The 14,166-nt window shown below is 55.1% G+C and carries 15 protein-coding genes and 2 tRNA genes; 8 read left to right on the top strand and 9 right to left on the bottom strand.

Going from position 1 to position 14,166, the window contains the following annotated elements; all coding sequences use genetic code 11:
• Positions 1-12: 12 nt before the first annotated feature.
• The 3 genes from EKN38_RS19240 to EKN38_RS19230 all read right to left on the bottom strand — a co-directional run bounded on the left by EKN38_RS19240 (position 13) and on the right by EKN38_RS19230 (position 2,094).
• Positions 13-100, bottom strand: a tRNA-Ser gene (locus EKN38_RS19240).
• Between the two features lie 133 nt (positions 101-233).
• Positions 234-321: transfer RNA gene (locus tag EKN38_RS19235), tRNA-Ser, on the bottom strand.
• Positions 322-465: 144 nt separating this feature from the next.
• Positions 466-2,094, bottom strand: a complete 1,629-nt coding sequence (locus tag EKN38_RS19230; RefSeq protein WP_014831341.1) for an ABC transporter substrate-binding protein — start codon at positions 2,092-2,094, stop codon at positions 466-468.
• Positions 2,095-2,363: 269 nt separating this feature from the next.
• Between EKN38_RS19230 and yccA the strand changes: the two genes are divergently transcribed.
• Together yccA and tusE are read left to right on the top strand one after the other, a co-directional pair.
• Positions 2,364-3,023, top strand: a complete 660-nt coding sequence (gene yccA / locus EKN38_RS19225) for an FtsH protease modulator YccA (RefSeq protein ID WP_013097244.1) — start codon at positions 2,364-2,366, stop codon at positions 3,021-3,023.
• An 87-nt stretch (positions 3,024-3,110) separates the two neighbouring features.
• Positions 3,111-3,440, top strand: a complete 330-nt coding sequence (gene tusE / locus EKN38_RS19220) for a sulfurtransferase TusE (protein ID WP_013097245.1) — start codon at positions 3,111-3,113, stop codon at positions 3,438-3,440.
• Here tusE and yccX read toward each other — a convergent pair.
• Genes yccX through EKN38_RS19205 form a run of 3 tightly spaced genes read right to left on the bottom strand, consistent with a single transcriptional unit; the run spans position 3,437 to position 5,086 of the window.
• Entirely contained in the window at positions 3,437-3,718 is a 282-nt protein-coding gene (yccX, locus tag EKN38_RS19215) for an acylphosphatase (protein ID WP_014831339.1), read from the bottom strand. The two genes, tusE and yccX, sit on opposite strands and share 4 nt — an antisense overlap.
• Before the next feature lie 11 nt (positions 3,719-3,729).
• Complete coding sequence (locus EKN38_RS19210; protein ID WP_014831338.1) at positions 3,730-4,518, bottom strand: helix-turn-helix transcriptional regulator; 789 nt, start codon at positions 4,516-4,518, stop codon at positions 3,730-3,732.
• A gap of 10 nt (positions 4,519-4,528) precedes the next feature.
• The gene (locus EKN38_RS19205; RefSeq protein ID WP_014831337.1) at positions 4,529-5,086 is read right to left on the bottom strand and encodes a kinase inhibitor; all 558 of its coding nucleotides are present in this window, start codon (positions 5,084-5,086) and stop codon (positions 4,529-4,531) included.
• A 173-nt stretch (positions 5,087-5,259) separates the two neighbouring features.
• Here EKN38_RS19205 and rlmI point away from each other — a divergent pair, with 173 nt between their 5' ends.
• Both rlmI and hspQ read left to right on the top strand, forming a co-directional pair.
• The gene (gene rlmI / locus EKN38_RS19200) at positions 5,260-6,450 is read left to right on the top strand and encodes a 23S rRNA (cytosine(1962)-C(5))-methyltransferase RlmI (protein ID WP_047362260.1); all 1,191 of its coding nucleotides are present in this window, start codon (positions 5,260-5,262) and stop codon (positions 6,448-6,450) included.
• A 60-nt stretch (positions 6,451-6,510) separates the two neighbouring features.
• Complete coding sequence (gene hspQ / locus EKN38_RS19195; protein ID WP_013097248.1) at positions 6,511-6,828, top strand: heat shock protein HspQ; 318 nt, start codon at positions 6,511-6,513, stop codon at positions 6,826-6,828.
• Between the two features lie 33 nt (positions 6,829-6,861).
• On the opposite strand, the gene EKN38_RS19190 is transcribed toward hspQ, so the two are convergent.
• Positions 6,862-7,278 (bottom strand): CoA-binding protein, encoded by a 417-nt coding sequence (locus EKN38_RS19190; protein ID WP_014831322.1) that lies wholly within the window; start codon positions 7,276-7,278, stop codon positions 6,862-6,864.
• Between the two features lie 173 nt (positions 7,279-7,451).
• On the opposite strand from EKN38_RS19190, the gene csgI reads away from it, so the two are divergent.
• Both csgI and mgsA read left to right on the top strand, forming a co-directional pair.
• Positions 7,452-8,114, top strand: coding sequence for a curli synthesis inhibitor (csgI, locus tag EKN38_RS19185; protein WP_014831321.1), 663 nt, complete (start codon positions 7,452-7,454; stop codon positions 8,112-8,114).
• A gap of 80 nt (positions 8,115-8,194) precedes the next feature.
• On the top strand, positions 8,195-8,653 hold the full coding sequence (gene mgsA / locus EKN38_RS19180; protein ID WP_014831320.1) for a methylglyoxal synthase: 459 nt from the start codon (positions 8,195-8,197) through the stop codon (positions 8,651-8,653).
• Between the two features lie 83 nt (positions 8,654-8,736).
• Here the strand turns inward: mgsA and helD are convergent, their stop codons facing one another.
• A complete protein-coding gene (gene helD / locus EKN38_RS19175; RefSeq protein ID WP_046888174.1) occupies positions 8,737-10,791 on the bottom strand; it encodes a DNA helicase IV in 2,055 nt (684 codons plus the stop codon).
• Between the two features lie 122 nt (positions 10,792-10,913).
• Here helD and EKN38_RS19170 point away from each other — a divergent pair, with 122 nt between their 5' ends.
• Positions 10,914-11,360, top strand: a complete 447-nt coding sequence (locus EKN38_RS19170) for a YccF domain-containing protein (protein ID WP_014831318.1) — start codon at positions 10,914-10,916, stop codon at positions 11,358-11,360.
• Between the two features lie 19 nt (positions 11,361-11,379).
• Complete coding sequence (gene yccS, locus EKN38_RS19165) at positions 11,380-13,542, top strand: YccS family putative transporter (protein ID WP_014831317.1); 2,163 nt, start codon at positions 11,380-11,382, stop codon at positions 13,540-13,542.
• Here the strand turns inward: yccS and EKN38_RS19160 are convergent.
• Positions 13,499-14,125, bottom strand: coding sequence for a TfoX/Sxy family DNA transformation protein (locus EKN38_RS19160; RefSeq protein WP_013097255.1), 627 nt, complete (start codon positions 14,123-14,125; stop codon positions 13,499-13,501). The two genes, yccS and EKN38_RS19160, sit on opposite strands and share 44 nt — an antisense overlap.
• Positions 14,126-14,166 lie beyond the last annotated feature (41 nt).

The raw sequence follows: 14,166 nt of genomic DNA, 5'->3' as shown, positions 1-14,166 counted from the left end.
GGGTTTCGTATTTGGCGGAAGCGTAGAGATTCGAACTCTAGAACCCTTTCGGGTCGCCGGTTTTCAAGACCGGTGCCTTCAACCGCTCGGCCACGCTTCCAAAGTGAGGCGCACTATAAACATCTATTAGCACCTTGTAAAGCAGGAATTTTTCTATTTTTGCGCGGATGCGTTTACCCGTGCCTCAGATAGCAAAAAACCCTGCGATATTGCTATCGCAGGGTTTTCGAATTTGGCGGAAGCGTAGAGATTCGAACTCTAGAACCCTTTCGGGTCGCCGGTTTTCAAGACCGGTGCCTTCAACCGCTCGGCCACGCTTCCTAAGTGAGGCGAACTATAAACACCTCACCGCACGCTGTAAAGAGCACGCGCATTCGTTCGCTTTAAAAATAGCCAAATTATGTTTAATCGGTTGAATAGACAACATATTGGCCATTTTCCCAGCATAAGATTCAGCGATTACGCTTAGTGTTTTTTGATGTACATATCTTTCGTGTAGTAGTACCCGAGCTTATCCGGCGTAAAACCACCGACCCACGGTTTTACCAGGTGCGTACGAACGTAGTGATACACCGGGATCGCCGGCACATCGCGCCCCAGCAGATCTTCCGCCTGCTGGTAGAACTTGCCGCGCTCGGCCGTGGTTTTGGCTTTTGCAGCGTTAACCAACGCCTGGTCATACTCCGGATTGCTGTACTGGCTGGTGTTTTCGCTGTCACCGGTGCGGAAATTGTTCAGGAAGGTGGCGGCGTCGTCGTAGTCCGCAATCCAGGCGTAGCGCACCGCGTCAAAGTTATGGGTGTGCATGGTATCGAGCATGGTTTTCCACTCCTGGTTCTGCAGCTTCGCCTCGACACCCAGATTTTTCTTCCACATCGAGCTGGCGGCAATCGCGATACGCTGGTGCGTTTCAGAGGTGTTGTACAGCAGATTAAAACTCAGCGGGTGGCTGGCGTTGTATCCCGCCTCTTCGAGCAATCTTTTCGCCTCGGCAAGTCGTTTTTCCCTCGGCCAGCTGGCGTAGTCCGGGTTCTGTAGTTTGACCCCACCAATATCCGGCTGGCTGATGAGCCACGCCGGACGCTGTCCCTGCCCCATCACTTTATCTGCGATGATATCTTTATCGAGCGCCATATTGAGCGCCTTACGCACGCGGGGATCGTTGAACGGCGCGCGGGTGGTATTAAATTCGTAATAGTAGGTGGCAAGCTGAGGGGAGACATCCAGCTGGCTACCCAGCGTTTTCTTAAGCAGGGCGAACTGGTTGACTGGCACCGTGTAAACAATATCGATTTCACCCGCTTTGTAACGGTTCACATCTGCGGCCTCGGAGGTGATCGGCAGATACGTCACCTTGTTGATCACGGTATGGTCATTATCCCAGTAACGCGGGTTACGCTCCGCCACAATGCGTTCGTTGACCACCCACTGGGACAGCTTATAGGCCCCACTGGTAACGATATGTTCAGGCTTGGTCCACTTGTCGCCAAAGCGGCCAATCAGCACTTTGTCCACCGGCACCAGCGACGGGTGCGCCAGCATTGCCAGGAATGCCGCATTTGGCTGAGTCAATGTCACTTCCAGCGTGGTGTCGTTAATCGCTTTCACGCCCAGCGTATCGGGGGCTTTTTTCCCCTGCGCAATATCCGCACCATTCACAATGTGCATGTTGCCTGGATAGCTGGCATACGGTGAAGCGGTTTTAGGATCAACCAGACGCTGCCAGCTCCAGACCACGTCTTCCGCGGTGATGGCCGTGCCGTCGCTCCAGGTGATACCCGGACGCAGATGGAACGTCCAGACGGTGTTGTCCTTGTTCTCCCATTTTTCCGCCAGCCGTGGCTGAATGTCCCCCGCCGGGGACACACTGACCAGCCCATCGAATAAATCACTGATAATATTGAATTCGACATCGCTTTCGACTTTATGTGGGTCGAGCGAAGCGGGCTCATTACCGTTGTTCCTGACCAGTTCCTGTTTATCGGCCAGCTGCGTTCCTGCCGGCACGTTAGCCGCCCAGGTTCCCGTGCTGACGCACAGGATCCCGGCAGCTAATAAAGAGAGTGTAAAGTGAGTGCGTGTTTGTGGTTTCATTTCCTTCGCCTTATTGTCTGTTTTGTGACGATCCGGAAATAACTCTTAGCGGCCTTATGGTAATAAGGCAATATTTTTCAGTAACCTATAAGAGCTTGATCTGATTAATTGCGCCAAACCGCTGTTCATACTGATGAAACGTCTTTCTGCAGAAGAAATAACCAGCTCCGGCGCTAACCTGCTGAGTAAAGATGGGTAAAACCACTTTGAGACTGGCGCGCCGTTTCCTATTCTTTCCGTTAATTACATCTGTCATAAGAGAGTGACTCATGGATCGTATAATTACTTCCTCACGCGACCGCACATCGCTACTCAGCACCCACAAGGTGCTGCGCAATACCTATTTCATGCTCAGCCTGACGCTGGCGTTTTCGGCGATCACCGCCACCGCCAGCACCGTGCTGATGCTGCCGTCTCCGGGGCTGATCCTGACGCTGGTGGGGATGTACGGTCTGATGTTCCTGACCTACAAAACCGCTGACAAACCGGTCGGTATTCTTTCCGCGTTCGCCTTTACCGGCTTCCTGGGTTACATCCTGGGGCCAATCCTGAACGCGTATCTGTCTGCCGGCATGGGTGATGTGATCGGTATGGCGCTGGGCGGCACCGCACTGGTGTTCTTCTGCTGCTCCGCCTACGTGCTGACCACCCGCAAGGACATGTCTTTCCTCGGCGGTATGCTGATGGCAGGTATCGTGGTGGTGCTGATTGGTATGGTGGCTAACATCTTCCTGCAGCTGCCTGCCCTGCACCTGGCGATTAGCGCGGTGTTTATCCTGCTGTCATCCGGCGCGATCCTGTATGAAACCAGCAACATCATTCACGGCGGTGAGACCAACTACATCCGCGCCACCGTGAGCCTGTATGTGTCGCTGTACAACATCTTTGTCAGCCTGCTGAGCATCCTGGGCTTTGCCAGCCGGGATTAAGCCAGAGTGCTGTGAACCGAGCCCCGCTTATGCGGGGCTTTGTTTTTTGGTACACTGCGGCGGTTTTGGACTGATGCGTGAATAACTATGTTGAGCTTTGAAGGTAAAGAGATCGAAACCGATAACGACGGTTATCTGAAAGACAGCCACCAGTGGAGCGAGGCGCTGGCGGAAGTGATTGCAGAAAAAGAGGCGATCGCGCTCTCCCCCGAGCACTGGGAAGTGGTGCGCTTTGTGCGCGAGTTTTATCTTGAATTCAACACCTCTCCGGCCATCCGGATGCTGGTTAAAGCCATGGCCAATAAATTCGGTGAAGAGAAAGGCAACAGCCGCTATCTGTATCGTCTGTTCCCCAAAGGCCCGGCCAAACAGGCCACCAAAATTGCCGGCCTGCCTAAACCTGTGAAGTGCATTTAGTAGCGAATACCGAAGTTAACGTATTCCCGGCCGGGTTGGTGCGGTTCCGTTAAGACCTTATCAACCCGGGCACTGCGCGGCCCGCCCGCTTTCAGCCACGCTATCAGTTTTTCAACCTGCTCTGCCTCGCCACAGGCGACCACCTCAACGCTGCCGTCATCCATGTTTCGCGCGTATCCCGTTAGCCCAAGCTCAATCGCTTCGCGCTGGGTGCTGTAGCGGAACCCGACGCCCTGAACAACGCCGTGGACCCAGGCAATGGTGCAGATTTTTGACATTTTTCTTCTCCTTAACGTAACGTTTTCGGTAAACAGCCATAGTGTTGCCGGAAACGGGCGGTGAAACGAGAGCTGGAAAGATAACCACATTGTAATGCGATTTCACCAATCGGTAATCGGGTCGACTGCAGCTGTGACAGCGCCACGGCCATCCTCACCTCCTCCACGATCTGGCGAAACCCCTGTGACTCCTCGCGTAAGCGTCTGCGCAACGTCGGCACGCTTAAGGCCAGACGGCTGGCGACGTCCTGCGCCGTCCAGTCTCTGGCAGGCGACAGCATAATGAACTGACGCACCTGCTCAGTCAGGTTACTGTTTCGCTCAACAAGCAGCGGACCGGCCACACCATCATGCAGCAATGCCAGCAACAGACCGAAAGCCTGATGTTTTTGTAGCGCCTCCGGTAAATCCTGACGTACGGCGTGCAGCAGGTTATCCCACATAAACGCCAGCCCCTCGCTCAGCGGCGCGCAGAGCGAATGCAGCGTCGTGCGCGGCCAGGATTTCAGGTAATGCACTTTAAACTCGGAGACAATTTCCGGCGATAACATCAGCAAGTCCGAGTGAAACAGACCGTTCGCAGGCTGATTGATAATCTCCATCGCCGTATTGGCCGGGATAATAATCAGCTCATCCCGGGTGGCCACCAGGCGGTTATCGTCCTGAACAATCACCTTACTGCCGTGCGTGATATGACATATGGCCGGAAAAAAGAGTTTAACCTGGTGCAGGCGATGCATTTTGCTGGCACTCACTTCACCCGCGGTCAACTGTTTATGTCGAAAATGAAACTCCTGCACCGGGTCATCCTTATCTGCTGTAGGTTGCAGTTAACTGGGCTTTTTCCAGAACGTGACTGTTGATCATAAAACCGACCAGTGCGCCACTGGCGTTCTTGTCGAGGGGCAATTTTTCTACGTTCAACGCCCAGACGGTAATCTGATAACGGTGGGGTTTGTCTCCCGCAGGTGGACATGCGCCGCCGAATCCAGAATAACCGAAATCATTACGCCCCTGCACAGCGCCAGCAGGTAATTTTTCACCATTTGGGTTACCGGCATCAGCAGGCAGCGTCGTGGTATTCGCAGGGATATTGGCTACCGTCCAGTGCCACCAGCCGCTGCCGGTGGGGGCATCCGGGTCATACACCGTGACGGCATAACTTTTCGTACCCACTGGAGGATCTTTCCATGCCAGTTGCGGAGACTGATTACCCCCGTGGCAGCCAAATCCCTCGAATACCTGCTGTTGCGTTACATGGCGCTCACCGGAAATATCCTGACTGGTCATACTAAAAGGCGTCGCGGCTAAAACCTCAAAACTTATCGCCGCCAGAGCGGCTGTTGTGATTACATTGCGCTTTTTCATGGGATTTCCTTTGCTGAACCGGAAGCCCTACTCTAAAGCCTGCTGCAATGTCGTAATGTGCCTGAACGATTTGATTTTGTGCCGAAACGCTCAATGCCATCCGCAGATGATTGCGCCTTGCTGAATGTGCTACTCTACGCGCCATTTCCCTGAAATCGACAGAACAGCAAATTATGAGTGTACGTTTAGTGTTAGCCAAAGGGCGCGAGAAGTCATTACTGCGCCGTCATCCTTGGGTCTTTTCTGGCGCGGTTGCACGTCAGGAAGGCAAAGCCAGTCTCGGTGAAACCATTGATATCGTTGACCATCAGGGTAAATGGTTAGCACGAGGCGCTTACTCCCCAGCCTCCCAGATCCGCGCGCGCGTCTGGACCTTCGACAAAGATGAAACCATCGACATCGACTTCTTCATCCGTCGTTTGCAGCAGGCGCAGCAGTGGCGCGACTGGCTGGCAAAACGTGATGGTCTTGACAGCTACCGCCTGATTGCCGGGGAGTCCGACGGTCTGCCGGGTGTGACCATTGACCGCTTCGGTAATTTCCTGGTGCTTCAACTGTTGAGTGCTGGCGCAGAATATCAGCGTGCGGCGCTGATCAGCGCCCTGCAGTCGCTGTTCCCGGAGTGCGCCATCTACGATCGCAGCGATGTGGCTGTGCGTAAAAAAGAGGGCATGGAACTGACCCAGGGCCCGGTGACCGGCGAACTGCCGCCTGCCCTGTTGCCTATCGAAGAGCACGGCATGAAGCTGCTGGTGGATATTCAGGGGGGTCATAAAACGGGCTATTACCTCGACCAGCGCGACAGCCGTCTGGCCACGCGTCAGTACGTTGCCGACAAGCGCGTGCTCAACTGCTTCTCTTACACCGGCGGCTTTGCGGTATCGGCCCTGATGGGCGGATGTGCGCAGGTGGTCAGCGTGGATACCTCGCAAGAAGCGCTGGATGTGGCGAAACAGAACGTTGAGCTGAACAAGCTGGATCTGAGCAAAGCCGAATTTATTCGCGACGACGTCTTCAAACTGCTGCGCAAATATCGCGACCAGGGCGAGAAGTTTGACGTTATCGTGATGGATCCGCCTAAGTTTGTGGAGAACAAAAGCCAGCTGATGGGTGCCTGCCGCGGCTATAAAGATATCAACATGCTGGCCATTCAGCTGCTGAACCCAGGCGGCGTGCTGCTCACCTTCTCCTGTTCAGGACTGATGACCACCGATTTATTCCAAAAAATCATCGCCGATGCCGCAATAGATGCTGGTCGTGATGTACAATTTATAGAGCAGTTCCGTCAGGCAGCCGATCACCCGGTGATCGCTACCTACCCGGAAGGGCTGTATCTGAAAGGGTTTGCCTGTCGCGTCATGTAACTTGAAAAGAGAAATATTGCCCGCACATACAGTGTAAGTAGTGTTTCCCGGGAGGTGACTATGATTGCCAGCAAATTCGGTATCGGCCAGCAGGTCCGCCACACTTTGCTCGGGTATTTGGGTGTGGTCGTGGATATCGACCCGGAGTATTCCCTTGATGAACCGTCGGCGGATGAGCTGGCGGTGAACGCAGAGCTTCGCGCCGCACCCTGGTACCATGTGGTGATGGAAGGTGACGACGGACAACCCGTCCATACCTATCTTGCTGAGGCGCAGCTAAGCAGTGAACTGCAGGATGAGCATCCGGAGCAACCCACGATGGATGAACTTGCTCAGACTATCCGCAAACAGCTACAGGCTCCGCGCCTGCGGAACTAAGCGTGTAAAAAAAGCCCGATAACGGGCTTTTTTTTATGACTTTGTCAGCCCCAGCCGGGGGATTTCGATCGCCGGACAGCGATCCATGACGACGTTCAACCCCGCATCCCGCGCCAGCACGGCGGCCTGTTCGTTAATCACACCCAACTGCATCCACAGGGTTTTCGCTCCGATGGCGATGGCCTCCTGCGCCACTCCCCATGCTGCCTCGGAATTGCGGAAGACATCCACCATATCCACCTTTTCCGGTACGTCGTTCAGCGTGGCGTATCCAGGCTGGCCCAGTAAGGTTTTACCGGCCACTTTCGGTGACACAGGGATGACGTGGTAGCCCTGATCGAGAAGGTACTTCATCACCCGATAGCTTGGCCGATCCGGTTTATCGCTCGCCCCCACCAGCGCAATGGTGCGTGTGGACGTCAAAATCTCGGCAATATCATTCTCTTTCATGCTCATCCTCCTGGCTTTTTAACAAGTGTATGTCAAAGCGCACATCTCAACCATCCATCCCATACAGATGCATGAGGGCAAAAGACCATAATATGTCTATATGTTAGTAAACATGATTATCGACAAATTTAGATACATTATTGCGGTAAACGTATTATCGACAGGAGCCCCCTATGAAAACCGGCATTGCCACTGCTGTGATCGCGTTAGTGATGCCGGTTTGCGTCTTTGCAACCACGCTTCGGCTCTCTCCCGATATCGATCTGCTGGTGCTGGACGGGAAAAAAGTCTCCAGTTCGTTATTACGCGGCGCTGACAGCATTGAGCTGGATAACGGCCCTCACCAGGTGGTGTTTAGGGTGGAGAAAACCATCCGACTCGCTAACCATGAACAACGGATGTACCTCTCTCCCCCGCTGATTGTCAGCTTTAACACCCGGCAGGTCAGCCAGGTGAACTTTAATTTGCCGCGTCTGGAAACGGAGAAAGAGTCTGCGACGTTTGACGCCTCGCCGCGTGTGGAACTGGTGGATGGAGAGGCCATGCCGATCCCGGTGAAGCTGGATATTCTGGCACTGACCTCGTCACCGAAGGGCAATGATTATGAGGCCGCAACCCAGGCCTATAACAAAGCCGGCAAACGCGCCTCCCTTCCGCAGTTTGCCACCATGATGGCTGACGACAGCACGCTGTTGTCCGGCGTATCAGAACTGGATGTGATTCCCCCTCAATCCCAGACGCTGACGGAACAACGGCTGAAATTCTGGTTCCAGCAGGCCGATCCGGATACGCGAGCCCGTTTTTTACAGTGGGTGAAGCAACAACCTTCGTCGTGAGCCACATTTTTTTCGCCTTTCTCTTGCAGCCTCAGGCGGTTCCCGTCATCGTGTAGCCAGTTAACCTGATGGATATGATTATGGAACTGACAACACGCACGCTACCGGAACGCAAACACATTGCTCTGGTTGCGCACGATCACTGTAAACAAATGCTGCTTAACTGGGTTCGCCGCCATCAGTCCTTGCTGGAAAAGCACGCCCTCTCGGCGACGGGCACCACCGGTAACCTGATCCACCGTGAAACAGGCCTGGAAGTGAATGCCATGCTGAGCGGCCCGATGGGCGGCGATCAGCAGGTAGGCGCACAGATTTCTGAGGGGAAAATTGATGTTCTGATTTTCTTCTGGGATCCGCTGAATGCGGTTCCGCATGACCCGGACGTGAAAGCGCTGCTGCGCCTCGCCACCGTCTGGAATATTCCGGTGGCGACAAACCTGTCGACGGCGGATTTCATTATTGAATCACCGCAGTTTAACTCGCCGGTTGAGATCCTGATCCCGGATTATCAGCGTTATCTTTCCGACAGACTGAAGTAGCGTTATGCCCGGCGGCGCTACGCTTGCACGGGACGGCGTGTTTTGCAGTCCGGGTCAGGCGAAGCCGCCACCCGGCAATCCCGCTACGGCTTGCGCGCGACCGGCACATCAATACTCTTCAGAATATCGACAAACACTGACGGCTCCTCTTTGTTGAACAGCAGCCACACGCGATGACGCGCGCGGGTGATCGCCACGTACAGCAATCGCCGCTCTTCGGCGTCCGGGAAATCTTCCGGCACCGGCAGTAAGGCTTCCTCCATCACCGACTCACGGGCAGGCGCGGGGAATCCATCGCTCCCCTCTTTCAGCCCGACCACAATGACATAGTCGGCCTGCTGGCCTTTACTTGCGTGGATGGTCATAAAATCAAGCTGCAGCTTCGGCCAGCGAGTCGCCGCCTTCTCCAGCGCCGCCGGTTTAAGATGGTGATAACGCGCCAGCACCAGAATACGTTCATCAGGCTTTGCGTAACCGCTGAGTTTGTCCAGCAGCGGCTCAAGCTGGTCATCCGCCAGCAGGGTCACGGCTTTTTTATCTCCCGCTCTCAGACTGTTGAGCGGCTTGGCCAACTGATGGGGGTTCTGCTGGATAAAGCGGTTAGCGATTTCACCAATTCGGGAGTTGAAGCGGTAAGTCGTGTCCAGATCGCTACGATCGCCTTCGCCAAAATAGTGATGGAACGCGGTGGTCAATGAAAGCTGCGCGCCGCTAAAGCGGTAGATGGCCTGCCAGTCATCACCTACGGCAAACAGAGAGGTATGTTTATTTTGTGCCCGTAATGCCGAAAGCAGTGCAGCACGCTGCGGGGAGATATCCTGGAACTCATCCACCAGAATATGTTTCCACGGGCTGACAAAACGCCCCTTCTCCAGAATGATGATGGCCTGATGGATAAGACCTGAGAAATCAACGGCGTTTTCCTCCTTCAGCGCCGTTTTCCAGGCTTTCAACAGCGGGGCCATCAGCTTGACCCGCTTTGAAAACAGGGCGCGAACAGACTCCGGCGCGCTTTCAATCATCTCCGCCTGCGATCCGCCATGCATTCGCATCAGACTCACCCAGCGGTCAAGACGCGAGCCGAGCCGACGCGCCAGCTTTTCATCCTGCCAGAAGCTGCCTTCAGGCACCTCCCAGTTGAGCTCCTCTTCCAGCCACTGCCGCCACCCTTTCGCCTGTGCTTTTTTCTCGCTGCACTGCTGGCGCCACGTTTTAATAAACAGGGCCTGACGCGCCTGGGTGTCGTTTTCCAGTTTACTGATGGACGGGACTTTTTTGCTGCCCTGCTGAATGATGTGCAACGCAAGGGCATGGAAGGTTCGCGCGGTGATATCCCGGGTGTGTAAACGCTCCTGAATGCGTTCGTCCATCTCCTGCGCCGCCTTGCGACCAAACGCCAGCAGCAGGATCTGATCGGCGACGGCCTCACCCGTTGTCAGCAACCACCCCGCCCGTGCAACCAGCACGGACGTTTTACCGCTCCCGGCACCCGCAAGCACCAGCAGCGATTGTTCGCCGTTAACCACGGCGCGAGCCTGAGCAGGATTCAGCGGTGAAGACTCCACTGTGCTGAAGAAATCGGCGTAGCGGGTGAGCATTTCGTCAGTCCACGCCTGATTATGCGCCAGCCGGCTCTTGTCTGCATCGCTCAGCCAGGCCTGACACTGGCGCCAGGCGTCACGACAATTGTCGAATTCATTAAGGCGCGTCACCGGTAACGGTAGCGCCGTGAGGGCCTGCCTGATCTTTTGTTGCAGCCCGGCGGTCTGCTGACGGGTCAGCCACGTTTGTTGGGCATGACTCTGCGCAATATCATTCAGCACCTGCTGCAGGACTTGCGCGGCAATCACGCTCATATCGTGACTCCACTGCTGCCAGAGCTGGTTCAGATGATGATGAAAACGCTGGGTTTCGCCCCACTCCGTGCCATGAAGACGCACGACTTTATCGGCAGGCAACACAAATTCCAGTTCACCCCATACCAGCCCGCGCTTGCAGTGGATGGCCAGGAGCTGATTGAACGGAATAAGGTATTCGTGGCGTTCCCCGGAGACTTTCACTCCCGCGTTGAGGAGGACAACCTTGTCGTACGGGTGTTGCGCCAGGCGTTTGCCCATTGAAGTTGCTTTCAGTTCCATATCCAGCCGGATCCACGAAGAGATAATTGCCTGATAGTTTAACTGCCAGTTTTAAGGTGCTCCAGCCTAAAAAAACGTTACAATCATTGGGCGTTAATTTTATCGAAAGGAAGTGAGGGTTTATGCGTACCGTTCTGAATGTGTTGAATTTTGTGCTGGGCGGTTTTGCCACCACCCTTTCCTGGCTTTTTGCCACTCTGGTGAGCATCGTCCTGATTTTTACGCTTCCCCTGACCCGCTCCTGCTGGGAAATCACCAAACTCTCCTTTATCCCTTACGGGAATGAAGCCGTTCACGTCGACGAACTGAACCCGGAGAGCAAAAGCGCACTGATGAACACGGGTGGAACCGTGCTGAACATCCTGTGGCTGATTTTCTTCGGCTGGTGGCTGTGTGTGATGCATATTTTTGCCGGCATAGCCCAGTGCATCACGATTATCGGTATCCCGGTGGGGATCGCGAACTTTAAGATCGCCGCCATCGCTCTGTGGCCTGTCGGGCGCAGGGTTGTTCCGGTTGAAGTGGCCCAGGCGGCGCGTGAAGCGAATGCACGTCGTCGTTTTCAGTGATTAAGGACTGGCCGCGTCTATGCTAAGCCCACTGCTTCGCCGTTACACCTGGAACAGCTCCTGGCTCTATAACGTCAGGATTTTTATCGCACTTTGCGGCACGGTTGCCCTGCCGTGGTGGCTGAACGATGTCAAGCTCACCATTCCGCTCACGCTGGGGGTGGTTGCGGGGGCGCTGGCGGATCTGGACGATCGCCTTGCCGGGCGTCTGCGTAATCTGGTTATTACCCTCGTCTGCTTTTTTATTGCCTCCGCGTCCGTGGAGTTGCTGTTCCCGTGGCCCTGGCTGTTCGCTTTAGGCCTTACGCTTTCCACCAGCGGGTTTATTTTGCTGGGTGGGCTGGGACAGCGCTATGCCACCATCGCGTTTGGCGCCCTGCTGATTGCCATTTACACCATGCTGGGCGTTTCCCTTTACGACCAATGGTACCAGCAACCTGTTCTGCTGTTGCTGGGTGCCATCTGGTATAACCTGCTGACGTTAACCGGTCATCTGATCTTCCCGGTACGCCCTCTGCAGGATAATCTTGCCCGCAGCTACGAGCAGTTGGCCCACTACCTTGAGCTAAAATCCCGGTTGTTCGACCCGGATATCGAAGAGGAGAGCCAGGCGCCGCTCTACGACCTGGCACTGGCAAACGGCCAGTTGGTCGCCACGCTTAACCAGACCAAAGCCTCGCTGCTCACTCGCCTGCGGGGCGACCGGGGCCAGCGAGGGACACGCAGAACGCTGCACTATTACTTTGCCGCCCAGGATATTCATGAACGCGCCAGCTCGTCGCATGTGCAGTATGCCGCCCTGCGTGAGAAGTTTCGCTACAGCGACGTCATGTTCCGCTTCCAGCGCCTGCTGTCCATGCAGTCCCAGGCGTGCCAGCAGCTGGCACGCTCCATTCTGCTGCGCACGCCCTATCAACACGATCCGCGCTTTGAGCGCGTTTTCAGCCATCTCGATGCGGCCATTGACCGCGTGCGAGCCAGCGGTACATCGCCGGAGCATATAAAAGCGTTGGGATTTCTGCTCAACAACCTGCGGGCAATTGATGCTCAGCTGGCAACCATTGAATCTGAGCAGGCAATGGCGCTGCCGGGTAATGAGGCGGACAGCCAGCTTGCGGATGACAGCGTGCACAGTTTCAGCGATATGTGGCTCCGGCTAAGCCGCAACTTTACGCCGGAATCTGCCCTGTTTCGCCATGCGGTACGCATGTCGCTGGTGCTGTGCGTGGGCTACGCCTTTATTCAGATCACCGGTTTACACCACGGATACTGGATCCTGCTGACCAGCCTGTTCGTCTGCCAGCCGAACTATAACGCCACCCGACACCGGCTTGCGCTGCGTATTATCGGCACGCTGGTGGGGGTCGCAATCGGGCTACCGGTGCTCTATTTCGTCCCATCGGTGGAGGGCCAGTTGATCCTGATCGTGATCACCGGGGTGCTGTTCTTCGCCTTTCGTAACGTGCAGTACGCCCACGCGACGATGTTCATCACCCTGCTGGTGCTACTCTGCTTTAACCTGTTGGGTGAAGGGTTTGAAGTTGCCCTGCCCCGCGTGATCGATACGCTGCTCGGCTGTGCCATCGCCTGGGCGGCAGTGAGTTTTATCTGGCCCGACTGGCGTTTTCGTAATTTGCCGCGCGTCCTGGACAGGGCGATGAATGCCAACTGCCGCTATCTGGATGCCATTCTTGAACAGTACCACCAGGGACGCGATAACCGTCTGGCTTACCGCATTGCCCGACGCGATGCGCATAACAGCGATGCTGAACTGGCTTCCGTAGTCTCTAATATGTCAACGGAGCCGCGCGCCACGGCAGAAATTCGTGAAACGGCTTTCCGCCTGCTGTGCCTGAACCATACCTTCACCAGCTATATCTCTACGCTCGGTGCCCACCGCGAAAAACTGACAAACCCGGGTATCCTTGCCTTGCTGGATGATGCTGTCTGCTATGTCGATGATGCGCTACACCACCGCCCAGCCGATCAACCGCGTGTCCAGCAGGCACTGGATGAACTGGCTCAACGGATTGCGCATCTTGACCCAGGAAACGACAGCAAAGCGCCGCTGGTTCTCCAGCAGATTGGTCTGCTTATCGCTCTGCTGCCAGAAATTTGCCGACTGCAACAGCAAATCGCTACCTGGAGGAGCGATTCTCCTGTGGCTCAGGCAGCGCATTAAACCACTCCGTCAGCTCCCGGCGAATCTCCGCCGGGAGTGCCGCTTCATGCAGGCCCTCAATAGCCCCTTCCAGGGCAAACAGTACTTTAATACTGAGCGCTTTATTTTTTGCCCGCAGCTTTAGCCAGCTCGTTCTGGCTCCCAGCGACCGGAGGGTATCTTCGTTGGTAATCCCGGCTTCACAGAGCAGGACTTCCAGCTGAAAAGTCAGGTTGGGCAGATCCTTAAGCCGGTTTCGCTGGTAGCGCTGTATGCGCTCTTTACGCGCGGCATTAAGCGCGTAAGAGGAAAGCTGAAGCAACCGCTCCCGGTCCTGCCAGAGTCCGTCATCCACACGATAGTAGTTAAGCAGGATCGGACGGCCGCGTTTCATTAAGGTCAAAAAGGAGGATCCGTTTTTGACACAGTACTTTGCACTTTCCTCACAGGCGCGAAGGTAAAGCTCACCGTCTGACACCATGGCAAACACCGCTTCATCGACGGCCAGGGTATAGCCACCAAAAAGCGCACGATGATGAATTTCTCCTAATGGAGAGAGGTATTCCTGGGATTTATAAATCCGTTCATAAGATATCTTTTTCATGATATTTCCATTAAAAATCAGATATTAACGGCGACATTTCT

The sequence above is a fragment of the Enterobacter sp. WCHEn045836 genome, from assembly GCF_003965585.1.
In the GTDB taxonomy this organism is placed as follows: domain Bacteria; phylum Pseudomonadota; class Gammaproteobacteria; order Enterobacterales; family Enterobacteriaceae; genus Enterobacter; species Enterobacter dissolvens.
This window is presented reverse-complemented; position numbering and strand designations above follow the sequence as displayed.